This window comes from Bradyrhizobium sp. MOS002 (genome assembly GCF_003020115.1).
Lineage (GTDB): Bacteria > Pseudomonadota > Alphaproteobacteria > Rhizobiales > Xanthobacteraceae > Bradyrhizobium.
Genome location: NZ_PYFX01000001.1, coordinates 313,347 through 332,240 on the forward strand (window position 1 = coordinate 313,347; position 18,894 = coordinate 332,240).

Annotated in this window: 19 protein-coding genes; 8 read left to right on the forward strand and 11 right to left on the reverse strand. The window is 64.7% G+C overall.

Features of this window, described 5'->3' with window-relative positions; all coding sequences use genetic code 11:
- Positions 1–172: 172 nt before the first annotated feature.
- Complete coding sequence (locus tag C7G41_RS01580) at positions 173–1,939, reverse strand: outer membrane beta-barrel protein (RefSeq protein WP_106940933.1); 1,767 nt, start codon at positions 1,937–1,939, stop codon at positions 173–175.
- Positions 1,940–2,130: 191 nt separating this feature from the next.
- Between C7G41_RS01580 and C7G41_RS01585 the strand changes: the two genes are divergently transcribed.
- The gene (locus C7G41_RS01585; protein WP_199198074.1) at positions 2,131–3,138 is read left to right on the forward strand and encodes an SIS domain-containing protein; all 1,008 of its coding nucleotides are present in this window, start codon (positions 2,131–2,133) and stop codon (positions 3,136–3,138) included.
- A 108-nt stretch (positions 3,139–3,246) separates the two neighbouring features.
- On the opposite strand, the gene C7G41_RS01590 is transcribed toward C7G41_RS01585, so the two are convergent.
- Entirely contained in the window at positions 3,247–3,801 is a 555-nt protein-coding gene (locus C7G41_RS01590; RefSeq protein ID WP_106940935.1) for a carboxymuconolactone decarboxylase family protein, read from the reverse strand.
- A gap of 71 nt (positions 3,802–3,872) precedes the next feature.
- Between C7G41_RS01590 and C7G41_RS01595 the strand changes: the two genes are divergently transcribed.
- The gene (locus C7G41_RS01595) at positions 3,873–4,211 is read left to right on the forward strand and encodes a helix-turn-helix domain-containing protein (protein ID WP_106940936.1); all 339 of its coding nucleotides are present in this window, start codon (positions 3,873–3,875) and stop codon (positions 4,209–4,211) included.
- A 118-nt stretch (positions 4,212–4,329) separates the two neighbouring features.
- Here C7G41_RS01595 and C7G41_RS01600 read toward each other — a convergent pair whose 3' ends face one another.
- The 4 genes from C7G41_RS01600 to hemH form a co-directional block, all read right to left on the reverse strand.
- On the reverse strand, positions 4,330–4,776 hold the full coding sequence (locus tag C7G41_RS01600) for an NfeD family protein (RefSeq protein WP_106940937.1): 447 nt from the start codon (positions 4,774–4,776) through the stop codon (positions 4,330–4,332).
- Positions 4,777–4,849: 73 nt separating this feature from the next.
- On the reverse strand, positions 4,850–5,848 hold the full coding sequence (locus tag C7G41_RS01605) for an SPFH domain-containing protein (RefSeq protein WP_106940938.1): 999 nt from the start codon (positions 5,846–5,848) through the stop codon (positions 4,850–4,852).
- Between the two features lie 273 nt (positions 5,849–6,121).
- Positions 6,122–7,096, reverse strand: coding sequence for an ABC transporter substrate-binding protein (locus C7G41_RS01610; protein WP_106940939.1), 975 nt, complete (start codon positions 7,094–7,096; stop codon positions 6,122–6,124).
- Between the two features lie 25 nt (positions 7,097–7,121).
- Positions 7,122–8,159, reverse strand: a complete 1,038-nt coding sequence (hemH, locus tag C7G41_RS01615) for a ferrochelatase (protein ID WP_106940940.1) — start codon at positions 8,157–8,159, stop codon at positions 7,122–7,124.
- Between the two features lie 80 nt (positions 8,160–8,239).
- Here hemH and C7G41_RS01620 point away from each other — a divergent pair, with 80 nt between their 5' ends.
- A complete protein-coding gene (locus tag C7G41_RS01620) occupies positions 8,240–8,638 on the forward strand; it encodes an MAPEG family protein (RefSeq protein ID WP_007615161.1) in 399 nt (132 codons plus the stop codon).
- 107 nt (positions 8,639–8,745) lie between these two features.
- Here the strand turns inward: C7G41_RS01620 and C7G41_RS01625 are convergent, their stop codons facing one another.
- The 3 genes from C7G41_RS01625 to C7G41_RS01635 are packed head-to-tail and all read right to left on the reverse strand — an operon-like array spanning position 8,746 to position 12,562.
- Positions 8,746–9,846 carry a nickel/cobalt transporter gene (locus C7G41_RS01625; protein ID WP_199198075.1) on the reverse strand — a complete coding sequence of 367 codons (1,101 nt, stop codon included), beginning with the start codon at positions 9,844–9,846 and terminating at the stop codon, positions 8,746–8,748.
- Entirely contained in the window at positions 9,843–10,481 is a 639-nt protein-coding gene (locus C7G41_RS01630) for a DUF1007 family protein (protein ID WP_106940942.1), read from the reverse strand. Before C7G41_RS01630 ends, C7G41_RS01625 begins: the two co-directional genes overlap by 4 nt.
- Positions 10,481–12,562, reverse strand: coding sequence for a M3 family metallopeptidase (locus tag C7G41_RS01635; protein ID WP_106940943.1), 2,082 nt, complete (start codon positions 12,560–12,562; stop codon positions 10,481–10,483). The genes C7G41_RS01630 and C7G41_RS01635 overlap by 1 nt, the downstream gene beginning before the upstream one ends.
- 136 nt (positions 12,563–12,698) lie before the next feature.
- On the opposite strand from C7G41_RS01635, the gene C7G41_RS01640 reads away from it, so the two are divergent.
- The 5 genes from C7G41_RS01640 to C7G41_RS01665 all read left to right on the forward strand — a co-directional run bounded on the left by C7G41_RS01640 (position 12,699) and on the right by C7G41_RS01665 (position 17,503).
- The gene (locus tag C7G41_RS01640; protein WP_027514072.1) at positions 12,699–12,953 is read left to right on the forward strand and encodes a hypothetical protein; all 255 of its coding nucleotides are present in this window, start codon (positions 12,699–12,701) and stop codon (positions 12,951–12,953) included.
- Between the two features lie 672 nt (positions 12,954–13,625).
- Positions 13,626–14,768 (forward strand): type III PLP-dependent enzyme, encoded by a 1,143-nt coding sequence (locus C7G41_RS01650; protein WP_007615165.1) that lies wholly within the window; start codon positions 13,626–13,628, stop codon positions 14,766–14,768.
- A 132-nt stretch (positions 14,769–14,900) separates the two neighbouring features.
- The gene (locus C7G41_RS01655; RefSeq protein ID WP_106940944.1) at positions 14,901–15,488 is read left to right on the forward strand and encodes a GNAT family N-acetyltransferase; all 588 of its coding nucleotides are present in this window, start codon (positions 14,901–14,903) and stop codon (positions 15,486–15,488) included.
- A gap of 134 nt (positions 15,489–15,622) precedes the next feature.
- Positions 15,623–16,012 (forward strand): RidA family protein, encoded by a 390-nt coding sequence (locus tag C7G41_RS01660; RefSeq protein WP_106940945.1) that lies wholly within the window; start codon positions 15,623–15,625, stop codon positions 16,010–16,012.
- Between the two features lie 48 nt (positions 16,013–16,060).
- Positions 16,061–17,503 (forward strand): homospermidine synthase, encoded by a 1,443-nt coding sequence (locus C7G41_RS01665; RefSeq protein ID WP_106940946.1) that lies wholly within the window; start codon positions 16,061–16,063, stop codon positions 17,501–17,503.
- A 231-nt stretch (positions 17,504–17,734) separates the two neighbouring features.
- Here the strand turns inward: C7G41_RS01665 and C7G41_RS37635 are convergent, their stop codons facing one another.
- Together C7G41_RS37635 and C7G41_RS01675 are read right to left on the reverse strand one after the other, a co-directional pair.
- A complete protein-coding gene (locus C7G41_RS37635) occupies positions 17,735–18,070 on the reverse strand; it encodes a hypothetical protein (RefSeq protein ID WP_199198076.1) in 336 nt (111 codons plus the stop codon).
- Between the two features lie 101 nt (positions 18,071–18,171).
- Positions 18,172–18,888 (reverse strand): MgtC/SapB family protein, encoded by a 717-nt coding sequence (locus tag C7G41_RS01675; protein WP_106940947.1) that lies wholly within the window; start codon positions 18,886–18,888, stop codon positions 18,172–18,174.
- Between the last annotated feature and the right edge of the window lie 6 nt (positions 18,889–18,894).

An 18,894-nucleotide genomic window follows, 5' to 3' on the forward strand; every position in this document is an offset into this window, starting at 1 on the left:
TCCGCTGTCGTCCTGGCGAAAGCCAGGACCCATACCGCGTGATCCCTCGATCGTGACCGGTCGCAATACCGAACGACGAGTCTTCGCCAAACTACTCCTTGGGGTAATGGGTCCTGGCTTTCGCCAGGACGACGCCTCGGGCTTGGCTTCGCCGATGGGACCGCCTCCCCCTCTAATTCTGCAGCCTCACCCCGACCATCACCACCGTCCCCTGCGAGCTTGACCCCGGCTGGTTCGAATCCAGGATGTCGTGGCGGAGCGTGCCTTTGATCCAGATGTTGCGGTTGAGCTTGTAGATCAGATTGCTTTCAAACGAGTAGGTCTTGTCGTTGCGATTCTGGCCCTGGTAGTCGTATGTGCCGTAGGTGAACTTGCCGACCGCGGTGAGCCAGCGGCGGAAATCGTGATCGACTTCGGCGGCGTAAGTGTGCACCAGCACGCCGGAGGAGCCGGGGATCGTGGTCTCGGCAATCTGCGTGTCGGTGGCGAATTTCAGTGTGGTCAGGCCGCTTGCGTTCCAGATCAACGAGCCCGAGGTCAGGAAGCCCGCGAGCTGGCTCAGGCGCGGATCGACATAGTTGCGCGCGGAATAGCCGACCGAGACCTCGCCGGTGAGGATGCGCGAGAACTCGAAGGACGTGCCGACCTTGGCGTAACCGCCGTTCGAATCGCGGAAGAAGCCGTTGCGGTCGGCGGCCTGGTCGTGGACGCGGGTGTCGCCCTGGATCTCGACGAACGGCTTCAGGCCCGGCTTCAGCTCGTAGGAGAAGCGCCCCACACCGCCATACTGGTTGAAGTCGCGATCGTTGTTGCTGAAGGTGGAGCCGTCGGTGAGTTTGGAGTTGGTGTAGGCGGTGCGATCGACGGTGGCGCCCGCGGCGACCTGGAAGCGGTTGAAGGTCTGGTCGAAGCCGACGGTCGTGCCATAGGCGGCGTAAACAGGATATTTTTGCAGGCCGGCCTGCACGTTCGGGCTGCCGGGATTATCGGTGGCGAGCCGCAGGCGCAGCTGCGTGGTCAACTTGAGATCGCGATTGACGTCGATGCGGCCGTCGACATGGCCGTTGAAGTCGGGGCGATCAACCTCGACCGGCGAGGGCGAGGCAAAGCCGTCGATCGTCGCCGGCATGTTGTTGGTGTAGCCCGAGAACGAGCCGCGCAGATCCGCGACCAGCGCGTGGCGCTCCCAGTCGGACGCCACGAGCAGGTCGGGCGCAATGACATAGGCCGGCGAGCCGATGGGCTTGTTTAGACGCGCCGGGTTGGTGTCGTAGCCGGTGGAGAGCTCGAGCCCGCCCTTGATCAGGAAGCTGCCGGCATAGTCGCCGACCGCGCCGAATGCATCGTCATCGATCTTGAGGCGGCGGCGCAGCGGCTGGCCAGGCACGTTGCCGGCCATCGCCGGGGCGACCGGAGTCTTGTGCGCCGTCTCGGAGGGCGGCGGCGCGATGCGTGGCGGGCCGAGCGTTCGCTCCGGCGTAGCCGGCGGCACCGGCGAGCCGGGGCCGACCGGGCGCTTCGGCTTCGCCTGTCCGGGATAAAACTTTGGCTGCTGTCGCTTGCGGTTGAGCGAGTCGTAGCCGGAAGCGCTGGCGCCATTGGCGGCGGGCAAGCCGTAGATCGGGACCTGACTGGTCGGGCTTTGGTTGGTCGGGTTTTGGCCCGCGCGCGCCGGCGTCTGCTGGCGTTTGCGCAAATCGGCGTTGGGATCGGGCAGTGTCGGCAGCGCATCAGACGGTGCCTGCGGCACGCCCGCGGTACGGCGCGTCGGCAGCGTGTCGGGCGAGGCGAAGCCACCGCGGTTGGGGCTGAACAGGTCTGGGGTGAGGCTCTGGGCGGTCACGGGGGCGCTTCCCAGGACCGTCAGCGCAAAGCACGGCAAAGCCGCGCGCAGGAAATGCGCGCGTTTGCTCCGGCTCGTGCCTGGAGACGACCCCACGATGGAAGAACTCCAACGAAATCAAACACTTTCGCGATCGTCCCCACCGATCGATGGGAACCATCGTTAATGGAGTTAAAACAATTATGGTTAACGACCGGTTGAGGGTCGGGGCGCCCTCGTCGCCTCGAAGGCCGTGGCGTGCTAAGCAGGCGCCAACGGGCGAACGCCCCTCCTCCCTGGACCAGAACATGCCGAGTTCGAAACCGCTGATGACCCAATCATCCGGCCCCATTCCCGACAGCGTCGAATCCGCACTCCGCACGCTGGAAACGGAGAGCGGGGGCATCAACGCGCTCGCCGCCGCCCTGCGCGGCCCGCTTGGCGCGAGCTTCGCCCAGGCGGTCGATCTGATCCGCAACGCGAAGGGCCGCGTCATCGTCACAGGGCTCGGCAAGTCGGGCCACATGGGTCGCAAGATCGCGGCAACGCTTGCCTCGACCGGCACGCCCGCCTTCTTCGTGCACACCGCCGAAGCCGCCCATGGCGACCTCGGCATGATCACCACCGACGACGTCATCATGGCGCTGTCCTGGTCCGGCGAGCAGCCGGAGATGAAGACTCTCGTGAACTATTCCGCACGGTTCGCGATCCCGATGATCGCGGTGACGTCGAACGCAACGTCCTCGCTGGGACAAGCGGCCGACATCGTGATCGAGCTGCCGAAGGCGCGCGAGGCCTGCCCGCACAATCTGGCGCCGACCACCTCGACCCTGATGCAGGCCGCAATCGGCGATGCGCTCGCGATCGCGCTGCTCGAAGGCCGCGGCTTCACCGCGCTGGAGTTCGCGCATTTCCACCCCGGCGGCAAGTTAGGCGCGATGCTGAAATTCGTCCGCGACTACATGCGCACCGGAGCGGAGATCCCCCTCAAGCCGCTCGGCACCAAGATGTCGGACGCGGTGATGGAGATGTCCGCCAAGGGTTTGGGGTGCGTCTGCATCGTCAACGATGCGAACGAGGCTGTCGGCATCATCACCGACGGCGATTTGCGCCGCCACATGCGGCCGGACCTGCTGACGGCGTCGGTCGACGACATCATGACCAGGCAGCCGAAGACCGTGCCGCCCTCGATGCTGGCCACCGAGATGATCGAGGTGCTCAACACCCGCAAGATCACGACGCTGCTCGTGACCGAGGCCGACAAGGTGGTCGGCATCGTGCACCTGCACGATCTGCTGCGGGCCGGCGTGGCTTAAGACAAGCTCTCTCCGCTCGTCATTGCGAGCGCAGCGAAGCAATCCAGACTGTCACCGCGGACACTGCCTGGATTGCTTCGTCGCAGAGCTCCTCGCAATGACGTGTGGCTAGAGCTGCGGAAATCTTGCCGCGCTCTCCTCCAGCGGCAGCCGCAGCCCGTTCGCCAGATACGACACCGTGCGGTAGAAACCGCACAGCAGCATGATCTCCAGGATCTGCGCCTCGTCGTAATGCGCTGACAGCGCGGCGAACTCGGCGTCGTCAAAGGTCGCGCGGTGATGCAGCGCGTCGACGGCGGCGATCAGCGCCTGTTCGGCCGGCGACCAGCACGACGACGCCGCAACGCCCTGCACGGTTGCACGCACCTCGGCTTCGCTGAGCCCCGCCGACCCGGCAAAGATCGCGACATGCACACCCCATTCATATTCGCATTTGTTCAGCGCGCAGGTGCGGTCGATGACGATCTCGCGCTGGCGCAACGAGAGCGGGCCGGGATCGAGCAGGCCGCCGACGCGAAACTTGTCCCAGGCGCGGGTGTGGCCCGCCATCACCCGGAACAGCAGCAGCGGCGGCGCACCGCGCATGATGCGGTCGAACTGCGCCTGGATCTCCGGGGGATAAGGCGGGGTGAGCGGGGCAATGCGCGGCGGGGCCTTGGACATTGCTCTCTCCTTTGCTACATTTATTGTAGCAATACGCTACATTATTTGTAGCAGTGCGCAAGAGGGCGACGATGGCGAAACAGACCTCCTCCAGATCGCGCAGCGTCCGCGGCTCGCGCACCGGGCGGCCGATCATGGTGCTGCTCGACCTCCTGGGGCGACGCTGGAGCCTGCGGATCCTGTGGGAGCTGCGCGACGCCCCCCTCACCTCGCGCGCATTGCGAACGGCCTGCGGCGAGGCCTCGCCGACGGTGCTGCAGGCGCGGCTGAACGATTTGCGCGAGGCCGGGTTAGTGGAGCTGGGCGAAGCCGGCGGTTACGGGCTGACGGCGCTCGGGCGGGAATTGTGCGAGACGTTCATGCCGCTGCACCGGTTTGCGGAGAGGTGGCGCAGCAAGAGCCGGGCCTAAGTTTGGCGATGCCGTCCCGACTAGCTCGTCATTGCGAGCGAAGCGAAGCAATCCAGAATCTTTCCGCAGAGACAGTCTGGATTGCTTCGCTTCGCTCGCAATGACAAGGAGGCGACAGCTACGCCGCCGCCACCGTCAGATTCGCACCGTCGACCAGCACCACCTTCACACGCGTGCCCGCCGGCGTATCGGGACCTGCGACGCGCCAGACCGTGTCGCCGATACGCATGGTGCCGTTGCCGTCGACGATCGGCTTCTCCAGCGTGAACTCGCGGCCGAGCAGCGCATCCGCGCGCTTGTTGAGGAAGGGGCTGGCCGCACGTGCATCCGGCTTCGGCCGGGCGAGCCGGCGCCATACCGGCACGGCGGCGGCGGCGAAGATCGCGAACATCACGAGCTGGATTTGCCAGGATATCGCTACTCCGAACGAGATCAGCCCGACCAGCAACGCGGCGAGTCCGAGCCAAAACAGGAAGATTCCCGGCGCCAGCACCTCCAGCGCCATCAGGATGAAGCCGAAGATCAGCCAGTTCCAGGTGCCGAGCGATACGAACATGTCGGTCATGACACGACCTCTTTAATTTAAACGCATGCCCGTATCGGAAGACGGCGTCCACCTTGCCGGGGATGCGTTGTGACTATCCCTGTCGCGGCGGCACCGGCGGCGTCGGGCTGGACGACGGCACCGAGCCGCGGCGGGCGGCAGCGGCCGCGGACGCCGCGCTTTCGCCGAACGTCGCCTTGGCGATCTCGCCGATGCCGGCGAGCGAGCCGAGCATGCTGGTGGCTTCGATCGGCAGCATGATGATCTTCTGGTTCGGCGAGTCCGCGAACTGGCCGAACGCCTTGATATATTTGTCGGCGATAAAATAGTTCAGCGCCGCGACGTCGCCCTTGGCAATGGCTTCACTGACCATCTGCGTCGCCTTGGCCTCAGCTTCCGCCGACCGCTCGCGTGCTTCGGCGTCGCGGAAGGCGGCCTCGCGGCGACCTTCAGCCTGGAGGATCTGGCCCTGCTTGGCACCCTCGGCGCGCAGGATCTCGGACTGGCGTGCACCTTCAGCCTGAAGGATGTCGGCGCGTTTGACGCGCTCGGCCTTCATCTGTCGGCCCATGGCTTCGACGAGGTCTGCCGGCGGCACGATGTCCTTGATCTCGATACGATTGACCTTGAGGCCCCAGGGCGAAACGGCGGCATCGACCACACGCAGCAGGCGCTCGTTGATTTCGTCGCGGTGCGACAACACCTGGTCGAGATCCATCGAACCCATCACCGAACGGATGTTGGTCATGGTCAGCACGGTGACCGCCTGGGTCAGGTTGGAGACCTCGTAGCTCGCCTTGGCCGCGTCGAACACCTGAAAGAAGGCGACGCCGTCGACCGTCACGGTGGCATTGTCCTTGGTGATCACCTCCTGCTCGGGAATGTCGATCACCTGCTCCATCATGTTGATCTTGCGTCCGACGCGATCGAAATAAGGCACGATCAGATTGAGCCCGGGGCTCAGCGTCTGGGTGTATTTGCCGAACCGCTCGATGGTCCAGTCATAGCCCTGCGGTACCGTCTTCACGCCGGCCACCAGCGTTACGATGACGAGCAGGACCAGCACAATCGCGAAAATGTCGAAACCGCTCATATTTCCTCCAAGGCGGAAAAGATTGGCGGGAAAAGGCCTTTTCCGCGCTGTCATTGGTCGGGATCACGACCCCAAGGGTTCAGCAAAGGGTTCTGTAAAGGATTCAGTGTTCAGCGGTCGTGGATGATTTCGGCATCGGCAGGATTCTACACAAGACTCCGGGAGAGGGAATGGTCGCGATTATGTATTTGCGAGGCGCTCTTGAAAGCGTGCAGGCGCAGACCTAGGGCGAAAATTAACGAATCCAGCCATGCCGGCGGTCGCAGCCAAATCCTACTCGATGACCTCGTTCGCGGTTGCGAGCAGGCTTGGCGGAAGCGTGACGCCGATCGCCCTGGCCGTCTTCAAGTTGATCGCCAGCTCGAACGTCGTCGGATTCTGGACCGGCAAGTCGGCCGCTCGCGCGCCCTTCAGGATGCGATCGACATAGGAGGCGGCGCGGCGGAGCTGCTCGGCGCTGTCGGTGCTGTAGGACATCAAGCCACCCTCGTCGACGAAGGTCCGGCTCCAGAACACCGCCGGCACGCGCGCTTCATTGATCGCTGACAGGAGAAGCGCACGGTTGAACATGGTGAAGAAGTCCGGCAGCACCAGCAGGCCGCCGTCTTTCCGCGAGGCCAGGGCGGCGATCGAGGCCATGTCATGGACCGGCGCGGGCTCCACCGTCACATCGAGCGCGCGGCCGGCGTCCTCGATCGTCCGCAGCATCAGCGGCGCGAACGGCGCGGTGGCGGGATTGTAGACGACGAAGACACGGGACGGCTTTGGCATGACCTGTGACAGCATCTCCAGCCATTTGCCGGCGAGCGGGCCGTCGTAATCGGTGAAGCCGGTGACATTGCCACCGGGATGGGCGAGATTCTGGACAAAGCCTTGGCTGACAGGATCGGTGACGACGGCGAAAACGATCGGGATCGTCGTCGTGCGCCGGCGCAGCTCCTCCACCGAGGGCGTGCCGACCGCAAGCAGGATGTCGGGCTTGAGCGCCACGAGCTCATCGGCGAGTTGCGCGATGCGCGCGCGATCGCCGCCGCCGTTACGCCAATCTATCTTGAGACTGTCATGCTCCTTCCAGCCAAGGCCGGCAAGCGCCTCGACCAGAATGGCGCTACGCGTCTGCCCGATCGCATCGTCCGCCGCAGTGACCGAGAGCACGCCGAGCCGGCGGGTCGCATTCGCTTGCGCCAGCACCGAGGCCGGCAGTGCCGCGGCCATCCCAAGAAGCGCCAGAACGTCGCGACGGTTCATGGGGCGCCCATCAGATCCAGGCTCACTATATCCAGCCCTGGAGCTCGCGCAGCACCAGCGTTCGGATCACATCCATGCCTGGGTCACTGTCGTTGAGGCAGGGGATCGCGGAAAACTGCTCGCCGCCATTGTGCTGGAAGATCTCGGCATTCTCCTGCGCGATCTCCTCCAGCGTCTCCAAGCAGTCGGCAGAAAAACCCGGCGTGATCACCGCGATGCGGCGCACGCCCTCTTTCGCCAGACGCTCCATGGTCTTGTCGGTGTAGGGCTGCAGCCACTCGTCGAATCCGAAGCGCGACTGGAAGGTCAGTAGCAGCTTTGTCTCGTCCATCCCGAGCCGGCGCCGCAGCGCCTCGGTGGTCGCCACGCATTGGCTCTGATACGGATCGCCCTTGTCGACATAGGCCTTCGGCATGCCGTGGAAGGAGGCGACGATCAGCTCCGGCTTGAACGGCAGGTTTGCCAGATGCGTCTCGATCGATGTGGCGAGCGCCTCGATATAGGCTTCGTCCTCGTAATAAGGCGGCGTCACCCGCAGCGTCGGTTGCGCGCGCAGCCGCGCAAGCACGCGAAACACCTCGTCGCAGACGGTGGCCGATGTCGCGGCGGAATATTGCGGATAGAGCGGTACGGCAAGAATGCGATCGCAGCCCTTCGCAATCAGCGCATCGACGCCCGACTTGATCGAGGGATTACCGTAGCGCATCGCCCACTCCACCGTGACCTGGTCGCGGTCCGACAGCATGGCTCCGAGCTTGTCGCTCTGCGAGCGCGTGATGGTCTTGAGCGGCGACTCGTTCTTCTCGGTGTTCCATATCTTCAGATAGTCGCGCGCCTTGGCGCGGGGGCGGGTGCGCAGGATGATGCCGTTCAGCACCACCTTCCAGACCAAGCCCTGATCCTCGATGACGCGGGCGTCCGAGAGGAATTCCTTCAAATAGACCCGCACGCCGCGCGCGTCGGCGGTATCGGGCGTGCCGAGATTGACCAGGAGCACGCCGACGCGCGAGGGGGCGGGCTGCGTGGCCGGCATCGCGGTCTGGGTGGGGGCGATTGTCATCATGATCCGTTGGGTCGCGCGTTGTTCCGAACTTGTCAAGATTGGGCCGGTTTCGCTAGGGTCCGTGCGCAGGGGAGAGAACCATGACGCTGGCGGAATGGTGCGTTTTCGGGGCGCTGCTGCTCTATCTCTTAACGATCGTCTCGATCAAATGGATCAGATTTCGCGGCTTCGACAATTCGCGGCCGCGCGACCCCGCCTTCTTCGAGGACGCCATCGCGCAGCGCGCGCTCGGCGCGCACCAGAACGGCATCGAGACCTTTCCGTTCTTCGCCTTCGCGGTCCTGCTTGCCGAATACAGGGAGTCGCCGCAGCGCCTGATCGACGAGCTCGCGGCGCTGTTCCTGATCGTGCGGATCGCCTATGTGCTGACCTATCTCGGCAACCGCCCGACGCTGCGCTCGATCCTCTGGAGCATCGGCTTTGCGATCAATCTCGGGATATTCTTCATGCCGGCGTTGAAGCAGTTTCTGCCGGTGTGAGTTCGTGAAACCGTAGCCCGGATGGAGCGAAGCGTAATCCGGGGTCCCTCCACGGCCGCACTGTCCCGGATTGCGCTTCGCTCCATCCGGGCTACAACGCCTGCCGCTCAAAAACACGTCGTCCGTTCGGCCGCGATGTAACCCAACATCAAGCCCGCGCCGAACAGCAGCACGAGGCCGGCGGCGGCGAATTCGATGCCGCGCATGAAAAGCGCGCCGCCGCCGTCGCGCCCGGCGCTCAGACGGGCGGCGATGTCCTTGGCGGAGACGGCGACCACGGCAATGGCCGCGACCGTGATCGCGGTGCCGAGCCCCATCAGCAAGGTCGCGGCGATGCCGGCCCAGAACAGGCCTTGGGCCAACGCGAACACCAGCACCAGGATCGCGCCCGAACAGGGCCGGATGCCGACGGTCAGGATCGCGGCAAAGCCGCGTCCCCAGCCACCGGGGCCGGCGAGCTCGCTCGGCGTGGGGCCGTGGGAATGGCCGCAATGCTCGTCATGGACGTGGTCATGTTCGTGGTGATGATCGGCGTGGGCATGATCGTGGCCATGATGATCGTGCGCATCGTGGTGGTGGTGACCGTGATCATGATGGTCATGCGGCACGCCCGCGATCGCCGGCACCGGCTGAGCCGCCTGGAGGGCACGGATGAAGGTGCGGCCCTTGACCCAGACCAGGCGCAGGCCGAACAGCGCGATCAGGGCGTAGCTTGCGATCTCGATCGCGCCTTCCGCCTTGCACATGGTCTTGGCGGTCGCATTCAGCACCCAGGCCGAGATGCCGACGATCAGGATCGCGACCAGCGACTGCATCAGCGCGGAGGCAAACGACAGCACAATGCCGCGCCACGCGGTCTCGCGATTGGCGACGAGATAAGAGGCGATCACCGCCTTGCCGTGACCCGGGCCAGCCGCGTGGAAGATGCCATAAGCGAACGAGATGAAGAGCAGCGTCCACACCGCCGAGCCGTCGGTTTTCGCCGCGCGGATCGTCGCCGACATCTGGCGATAGAATTCCGATTGCTTGGCCAGCAACCAGCCGATGATGCCGTTGGCCTCGGGCTGGGCCGCTTGTGGCGAACGCGGCCCGCCGAACGGGTTCTGCGCAAGGAGATCGTGGAGCGCCGCATCGGCCACGCCCACGACCAGCAGAGCGGCGGCGCAAGTGAGCAGCCCGCGCGCCACGGGCGTGAGTTGCGGCTTCAAGGGCAATCCACCGTGATCTTGTTGGCGAACATCATGCCGAAATTGGTGTTCTCGCCGTTCATGAAGGTCTGCTCGTTGAGCTTCTGGGCGGTCGCCGTGCCGTCGCTCGGCCGGTCAAGTTTCATCTGGCAGCCGGCGGGCGCGCCGACCAGCTTGACCGGATTGTCCTTGGCCATCTGGAAGTCGATGAAGAAGGAGCGGTCGAACACTTCGAGCACCAATTGCCTCGGTTTGATCGGGTTCTTCAGCGGCAGCGTGAAGTGCAGGGTCAGCACGGTATCCTTGTAGTCGAGGAAATAGTCGACCGGCTCCTGGAATCGCTCCTTCTTGCCGTCAGCTCGCGCGAAGGTGAAGTAGGCATATTCCTTCAGCGATTCGACATTGGTCTGCGCCAGCGGCCCGAGCTCCTCGCGCGTATAGGCGCCCTTGGTCTTGCTCTCGAGGCCCTGCACCGCATAGGCCGAGAACATGTCGTCGAAGGTCCAGGCGTGGCGCACGCCGGTGATGGTGCCGTCCTCGGCGTAGAGCAGCTCGCTCGTCGCCGTGATCCAGACATGTGGATGTGCGCTCGCTGCGCCTGCCGCGAGCGACAGGCCGACGGCGAGCAGCCATCCGAACAGGGCACGCATGCCCATCAGGCCGCCTTCGGAGCGTCGAGCAGGCCGCGACGGCGCAAGAGCGCGTCCGGCTCCGGCGGCCGGCCGCGGAAGGCCTCATAGGCGGCTTCCGGATCGACCGATCCGCCGCTCGAGTAGATGTCGTCGTGCAGGCGTTTTGCGACGGCGGGATCGAAGATGTCGCCGGCCTCCTCGAACGCACCGAAGGCGTCGGCGTCCATCACCTCCGACCACATGTAGCTGTAATAGCCGGCGGCATAATGATCACCGGTGAAGATGTGACCGAATTGCGTCGGACGGTGACGCAGCGAAATCTCCTCGGGCATGCCGATCTTTTCCAGCTCCTTCTTCTCGAAGGCGCGGACATCCTGCGTGGCGGAGGCCGGCTGGGTGTGGAATTCGAGATCGATCAGCGCCGAGGAGACGAACTCGACGGTGGCAAAACCCTGGTTGAATTTTCGCGCGGCCAGGAACCGTTGCAGCAGATCATCCGGAAGAGGCTCGCCGGTCTGGTAGTGGCGCGCGAACTGCTGCAGCACCTCCGGGCGCTCCTGCCAGTGCTCGTAGAGCTGCGAGGGCAATTCGACGAAGTCGGTGAACACTGATGTGCCCGACAGCGAGGGATAGGTCACGTTGGAGAGCATGCCGTGCAGGCCATGGCCGAACTCATGGAACAGGGTGCGGGCGTCGTCCGGCGACAGCAGCGAGGGTTCCCCATCCGCGCCCTTGGAGAAGTTGCAGATGTTGAGGATCAGCGGCGCGACCTCGCCGTCGAGCTTCTGCTGGTCGCGCAACGAGGTCATCCAGGCGCCGGAGCGCTTCGACGGCCGGGCGAAGTAGTCGCCATAAAACAGCGCCTTGTGCTTGCCGTCCCGCCCCTTCATTTCCCAGACGCGGACGTCCGGATGCCAGACCGGCACGTCTTTGCGCTCCTCGAAGGTGACGCCGAACAGGCGCGTGGCGCAGTCGAAGGCGGCGGCGATCATGTGATCGAGCGCGAGATACGGCTTGATCGCGGCATCGTCGAAATTGGCGCGCTGAAGGCGCAGCTTTTCGGCATAGAAGCGCCAGTCCCAAGGCGCGAGCTTGAAATTGCCGCCCTCCTCCGTGATCAGCACCTGCATGTCGTCGCGGTCTGCGAGCGCCCGCGCCCGCGCCGGCTTCCAGACCCGCTCCAGAAGGCCGCGCACCGCTTCCGGCGTCTTGGCCATGGAATCCTCGAGCCGGTAGGCCGCGAAGGTCGGGTAACCCAGGAGATTGGCGCTCTCCTCGCGCAGCTTCAGGACCTCGACGATGGTCGTGTTGTTGTCGTTGGAATTGCCGTTGTCGCCCCGCGCGGTGAAGGCCTTGTAGACCTTCTCGCGCAGGTCACGCCGGGCCGAGCTCTTCAGGAACTGTTCGACCGACGAGCGCGACAGCGTCACGATGGCCTTGCCGGCCATGCCGCGTTCTTCTGCCGCAGCCTTGGCGCTGGCGACAAAACTCTCCGGCAGGCCCTGGCGGTCGGCTTCGCCGAGCTCCATGAACCATTCCTGCTCGTCGCCGAGCAGATGATGACTGAAGCTGGTGCCGAGCTGGGCGAGCTTCTCGTTGATCTCCGCCATCCGCGTCTTGGCCTCTTCGGAGAGGCCGGCGCCGGAGCGGTGGAAGCGGGTGTAGGTGCGCTCGAGCAGGCGGAGCTGTTCCGGTGTCAGACCGAGATTGGCGCGGTTCTCGTGCAGCTGGGCGCTGCGGCCAAACAGCACGGCGTTCATCATGATCGGATTCCAGTGCCGCGCCATCCGCAAGGAAACCTCCTTGTCGATCTCCAGGATGGCCGGGTTGGAATGCGCCGAGACGAGGTCGTAGAAGACCGACGCGACCTTGCTGAGCAGCTTGCCCGAGCGCTCCAGCGCCGTGATGGTGTTGGCGAAGTCGGCCGCGGTCGGGTCGTTGGTGATAGCTGCGATCTCGGCGGAGTGGTCGGCGAAAGCCTGTTCAAAGGCCGGGAGGAAGTGCTCCGGCTTGATCTCGTCGAAGGGCGGGGTCGCAAATGGCGTCACCCACGCCTTCAACAGCGGGTTGGTCTCTGAGTCCGTAGTTTGGCGGGGGTCTGACATCGCAAGTCTCGATTTTGTGGCTCGATTGTTGCGGCCAGCTATAGCACGCGATGGGGCTTTTTTGGGCCATTTGCCCTTGCTCCCGGCTGCCTTTTCGGGGAGATTGCGGCCCTCCAAGCCTAGGACCCCTGAGCTCATGAACGCGACCTCCTCGTCTTCCCGTCGGATCGTCTGGCCGAGCGTCATCACCGTCGTCAGCGCCGCCATCCTGATCGGCGCCGAGGTGTTCGGCGCGGCGTTTGCCGGCGGCTGGGCGCTCGCGATCCTGTTCGGGCTCGGCGAGCAGGGCACGCACATCCTTCAGGCCGCGCTGTTCGCGCTCGGCGTGCTCGTGATGACCGCCTTCATCCGCGCCGCTCAGCGCGTCGAGCCGTTCACGAAGCGCGGCTGAAGCACGTACGCGCGCGAGTGACGCGCGCCGCACCGAAAACTTAACGCGCGTTCATCTTTCGCGTCGCTCGCGCAACACTGCGCAAGCAGATGTTAGGCAATTCTGTTCGCAGCCTAAAAAATCTCTTGCGAAGCAGAGTCAAAACACTTATGTGCGGATTGCCCAATTTCGCACGTGCCTGTGGTCGTGTGTCAGTCGGTAGGTATCCGGACAAGAGGCCGGACAGCCGCCAAGGGGTGAAGAAGCCGAGGGGCTCTTCGGAAGTGCGGAAGTCGGAAGGCTCATAGCCGGAAGACGAAAGCAAACCCGGAGCGTCCAGCATCTCTCTCAAAGAGATGCCTTGTCGAAGGTGACTTTGCTCTTTGCAACCGTGACTGGCAGCCGGAGGCGAACCGGCGCACCCCGCTCTCAACGGGGGACGCGACTTAAAGCAACGACGGATCGGGCTTTTTTGGTCTCTACCGGCAGTCCAACGCCGGCGCGGGCTACTGAAAAGGCTTGTCCTTCATTGCCAGGTGTGCGGGCGGGAACATTCCCAACCAATCCACGGCAGCACAGTCTGATGTGAGTCTTTGGCTCGTCGCGCCTCCATCGCGCGATCTGGCCGGAGCGCTCTTATCCGACGTCATTTTTTGAACGGATCCCCGTCGCTGGGCCGTTTGGGAGAGTGCTATGACCGACCGTATCCAGGAATTCCTGCGCAACCGCCGCAGCGAGGGCCTCGACACCGAACCGTGCCTCGTCGTCGACCTCGAAGTCGTGCGCGACAATTACCAGACCTTTGCCAAGGCGCTGCCCGACAGCCGCGTGTTCTATGCCGTCAAGGCGAACCCGGCGCCGGAAGTGCTGGCTTTGCTCGCCTCGATGGGCTCCTGCTTCGACACCGCGACGGTCGCCGAGATCGAGATGGCGCTGGCCGCCGGTGCGACGCCCGACCGCATCTCCTTCGGCAACACGATCAAGAAGGAGCGCGACATCGCGCGCGCCTTCGCGCTCGGCATTCGGCTGTTCGCGGTCGATTGCACCGCCGAGGTCGAGAAGGTCGCCCGTGCCGCGCCCGGCGCAAAGGTGTTCTGCCGCATCCTCTATGACTGCGCCGGCGCCGAATGGCCGCTGTCGCGCAAGTTCGGCTGCGATCCGGAGATGGCCGTCGACGTGCTCGACGTTGCCAAGCGTCTGGGCCTGGAGCCGTGCGGCATCTCCTTCCATGTCGGCTCGCAGCAGCGCAAGGTGAAGGCGTGGGACCGTGCGCTGGCGATGGCCTCGCAGGTGTTCCGCGACTGCGCCGAGCGCGGCATCAACCTGACCATGGTCAACATGGGCGGCGGTTTCCCGACCAAGTACCTGAAGGACGTGCCGCCGGTGGTGACCTACGGGCGCTCGATCTTCCGCGCGCTGCGCAAGCACTTCGGCAACCAGATTCCGGAGACCATCATCGAGCCGGGCCGCGGCATGGTGGGCAACGCCGGTATCATCGAGTCCGAGGTCGTGCTCATCTCGAAGAAGAGCGACGAGGACGAGGTGCGCTGGGTCTATCTGGACATCGGCAAATTCGGCGGCCTCGCCGAGACGATGGACGAGTCGATCCGTTACGCCATCCGCACTCCGCATGACGGCGCGGACATGACGCCGTGCGTGCTCGCGGGCCCGACCTGCGACAGCGCCGACGTGCTGTACGAGAAGAACCCGTATCCGCTTCCGGTGACGCTCGAGATCGGCGACAAGCTGCTGATCGAAGGCACCGGGGCCTATACGTCGACCTACTCGGCGGTGGCGTTCAACGGCATCCCGCCGCTGAAGACCTATCACATCTGATCGCCTCTCTTTCTGAGGCCTGACGAACCCGGGAGCCGGCTTGCCGGCTCCCTCCCTGACATTTCGATTTCTGACGACGCCTTGGACCGGCGTGCTTTGCGCACGTCCGTTTCAAGCGGGGACTGACGCGCCATGACTGCTCTTCGGAAGACACAGGTTGCCCCCACCTCGAAAGCTGCTCCGTTCGCGATCCGCAGCGAGCGTGCTGCCGACGTTGCGATGCGTGAAGCGCTGCTCGATGCGTCCTTTGGCGAGAACCGTCATGGCCGCACCTGTCAGCGCCTGCGTGACGGACGCGCACCCGCTGCCGGCCTTGCGCTGGCTGCGATGCGCGAGGGGAAGCTCGTGGGAACCGTGCGGCTGTGGCACGTCAGCGCCGGAGGCAGGCCCGCTCTGGTCCTCGGACCGTTGGCGGTGGATCCTGCCTGCCGCGAGCTCGGGATCGGCGCCGCGCTGATGCAACAAGCGCTGGCTGCCGCCCGGGCGCGCGGGCATGCCGCCGTGATCCTGCTCGGCGATGCCCCCTATTACGCCCGCTTCGGCTTCTCGGCTGCCAACACCGGCGCGCTGTCGCTGCCCGGCCCGTTCGAGCGCGACCGCCTGCTGGCGATCGAATTCCAGGCTGGTGCGCTGGACGGCGCCGCCGGGATGATCGTCCCGACTGGCGCGGCCCTGCCCAAACGGAGGGTAGTTCGCGGCCTCGAGGCGCACGCGGCCTAAGGGATTGCCATGATGGCGACGACCAAAGCCGCGAACCGCGGCGAAGCCCGCGCGTGCCCATTCCTTTAGGGTTGCGCGGGCCTGAGAAACGCCCTTTAACCCGCCAAACACCCCTTCAGTCGAGGCCCACGACCATGTCCCGCCGCCTGATCTCCACCGGCTCTCCCCTCGAGAAGACCGTCGGCTACAGCCGTGCCGTGATCGACGGCGATTTCGCCTTCGTCGCGGGAACCACCGGCTACGACTACACCACGATGACGATGCCGGCAGATGTCACGAGCCAGTCACGCAACTGCTTCAAGACCATCGAAGCAGCCCTGAAGGAGGGCGGCTTCGAGATGGCCGATATCGTCCGTGCGACCTATTACGTCACCGACGCCAGCTACATCGATGCCCACTTCGCCGTCTGCGGCGAGGTTCTCGGCGATATCAGGCCGGCTGCGACGTTGCTGGTCGTCTCCGCCCTCGCCAAGCCCGAGATGAAGGTCGAGATCGAAGTCACCGCCAAGCGCCGCAGCGCCTGATCCATCCCTCACCATTTGTTCGCCAGCACGTTCCGGAGAAACCATCCCATGAGCCCCGCCTCGCAGATCTACGCGAAGATCACCGGTCCCATCGTCATGGTCGGCTTCGGCTCCATCGGCAAAGGCACGCTGCCGCTGATCGAGCGGCATCTCGATTACGACAAGTCGCGCATCACCGTGATCGATCCCAAGGACGAGGGTCGCAAGGCGCATTGCGAGAAGCACAATGTGCGCTTCATCCAGAAGGGTGTGACCAAGGACAATTATCGGGAGTTGCTGACCCCGCTGCTCACCGAAGGCGGCGGCCAGGGTTTTTGCGTCAATCTCTCGGTTGATACCGGCTCCACCGACATCATGGAGCTCTGCAACGAGCTCGGCGCTCTCTATATCGACACCGTCAACGAGCCATGGCTCGGCTTCTATTTCGATTCCTCGAAGGGCCCGGAGGCGCGCTCCAACTACGCCCTTCGCGAAGCGACGCTGGCCGCCAAGAAGGCGCGCCCCGCGGGCTCGACGACGGCCGTCTCCTGCTGTGGCGCCAATCCCGGCATGGTCTCGTTCTTCGTCAAGCAGGCGCTGCTCAATGTCGCCGCTGATCTGAAGCTCAATGCCCCCAAGCCGAAGACCAAAGCCGAATGGGCGGACTTGATGCGGCAGGCCGGCATCAAGGGCATCCACATCGCCGAACGCGACACCCAGCGCTCCAAGTCGCCGAAAGAGCCTGATGTCTTCGTCAACACCTGGTCGGTAGAAGGTTTCCTGTCGGAAGGCGTGCAGCCGTCCGAGCTCGGTTGGGGCACCCATGAAAAATGGATGCCCGAGAATGCGCGAACCCACGAAGCCGGCTGCGGCGCCGCCATCTATCTGATGCAGCCCGGTGCCAACACGCGCGTGCGCACCTGGTGCCCGACCCGCGGCGCGCAATATGGCTTCCTCGTCACCCACAACGAGTCGATCTCGATCGCCGACTATTTCACCGTGCGCGACGCATCAGGTACGGCGGTCTACCGGCCGACCTGCCACTATGCCTATCATCCGGCTGACGATGCCGTGCTGTCGCTGCACGAGATGTTCGGCCGCGCGGCGAAGATGCAGGAAAAGCACCACATCCTCGACGAGAACGAGATCGTCGACGGCATCGACGAGCTCGGCGTGCTGCTGTTCGGTCATGACAAGAACGCCTACTGGTACGGCTCGCAGCTCTCCATCGAAGAGACCCGCAAGCTTGCGCCCTATCAGAACGCCACCGGCCTGCAAGTGACCTCCGCCGTGCTCGGCGGCATGGTGTGGGCGCTCGAAAACCCGAATGAAGGCATCGTCGAAGCCGACGAGATGGATTTCGATCGCCTGCTGGAAATTCAGTTGCCGTATCTCGGTCCGGTGAAGGGTTTTTATACCGACTGGACGCCGCTGACGGATCGTCCGGGACTATTTCCGGAAGATATCGACACGAGCGATCCCTGGCAGTTCCGGAACGTTCTGGTGCGGTGAGGGGCCGTCTCAGCCCGCCGTTGCGGGGCGACGCTCATCCACATAGCGCAGTCATGCCCCGCGACCCGGCTACGCCAAGGCTTCGCCGAGGTTGATGTCTAGGCGCGCCGAAGCTTTAGCGTAGGTGGCAGGCGGGGCATCCAGTACGCCGCGACCTCTTCGTATCCACGCATGGCCTCTGGAATACTGGATCGTCCGCCTTCGCGGACGATGACAGCGTCCACTAGTTGCCTACTTCCTCTCGATCGGCGGCGCGATCTTCTCGGCTGGCGCCGGGGGCAATGCTGGTTTGGCCGCGCCCGCAGCGCCCTGCGTCTGCGCGTCGGGCCGCGCGGGCTCTGGGGCGGGCGTGGTCGGCCGGTCGCCGCCGGGCTTGGCCTCGGCAGGCTTGTTCTGGTCGTCGGACGGCGTGCCCTGAAGCGGCTGGGTCGCCTGGGCCGTCTGCATCCGGGTCTCGGCGCGGATTTGCGCCAGCGACATGCCTGAGACCACGATGCCGGCTGCGAACAGCGAGCAGGCGACCATCAGGTCGAGCTTCAGTCTACGCTTGTCATATTGGCCGGGCATGTCGATCACCGCCTTTGTCCGTAGGATCAACGAAATGGCCGGTCTGCGGTTCCCTGCCCCTGGCGGCCGGAACTCGACGGCTGCGCGCCCAATCGCCGCGCTCAATCCGTGGTGCTGACTTCCCAGGTGGCGTGGCGGACGCCGGGCAGGTGCTGGAGATCGGTCGCCACTGCATTCAGCTCGTTCGGATCGACGGCGGTCGCGACCAGCTTTGCCACGATCTCGATCAGATCGTCCCCGGTCTCGACCATTTCGATATCAGCCACCAGATATTTTGCGCCCTCGAGCTTCTCGACGAGGCGGTCACGCATGTCGGGCAACGCTTCCGGTGCGACCGCGAGCTTGAAGTAATAGGTTGCCTCGGAGGTCTTCTCGTTCAGCGGAATGCGGTTGATGGCGTTGACCAATGGCCGCAACATGGTGTTGCCGGCAATCACAAACACCGTCAGCGCCGCCGCCTGCGCGATCATGTCGGCGCCGGCGCAGGAGCCGACCGCGGCCGAAGCCCATAGCGTCGCCGCGGTATTGAGCCCGCGCACGTCCATGCCCTGCTTCATGATGACGCCGGCGCCGAGAAAGCCGATGCCCGAGACAACGTAGGAGATCACCCGCACCGCGCCGTCGGCGCCGGTCAGGTGCATAGCGAGATCGACGAAGGCGGCGGCGCCGACCGCGACCAGCACGTTGGTGCGCAGGCCCGCGGTGCGCTGCCGGTATTGCCGCTCGGCGCCGATCAGCGTGCCCAGCACGAAGGCCGTGAACAGGCTGACCAGCGTGTCCGCGAAGTCAGCAATCTGGAAGGTCGTCAGAAACCGCATGGCGCC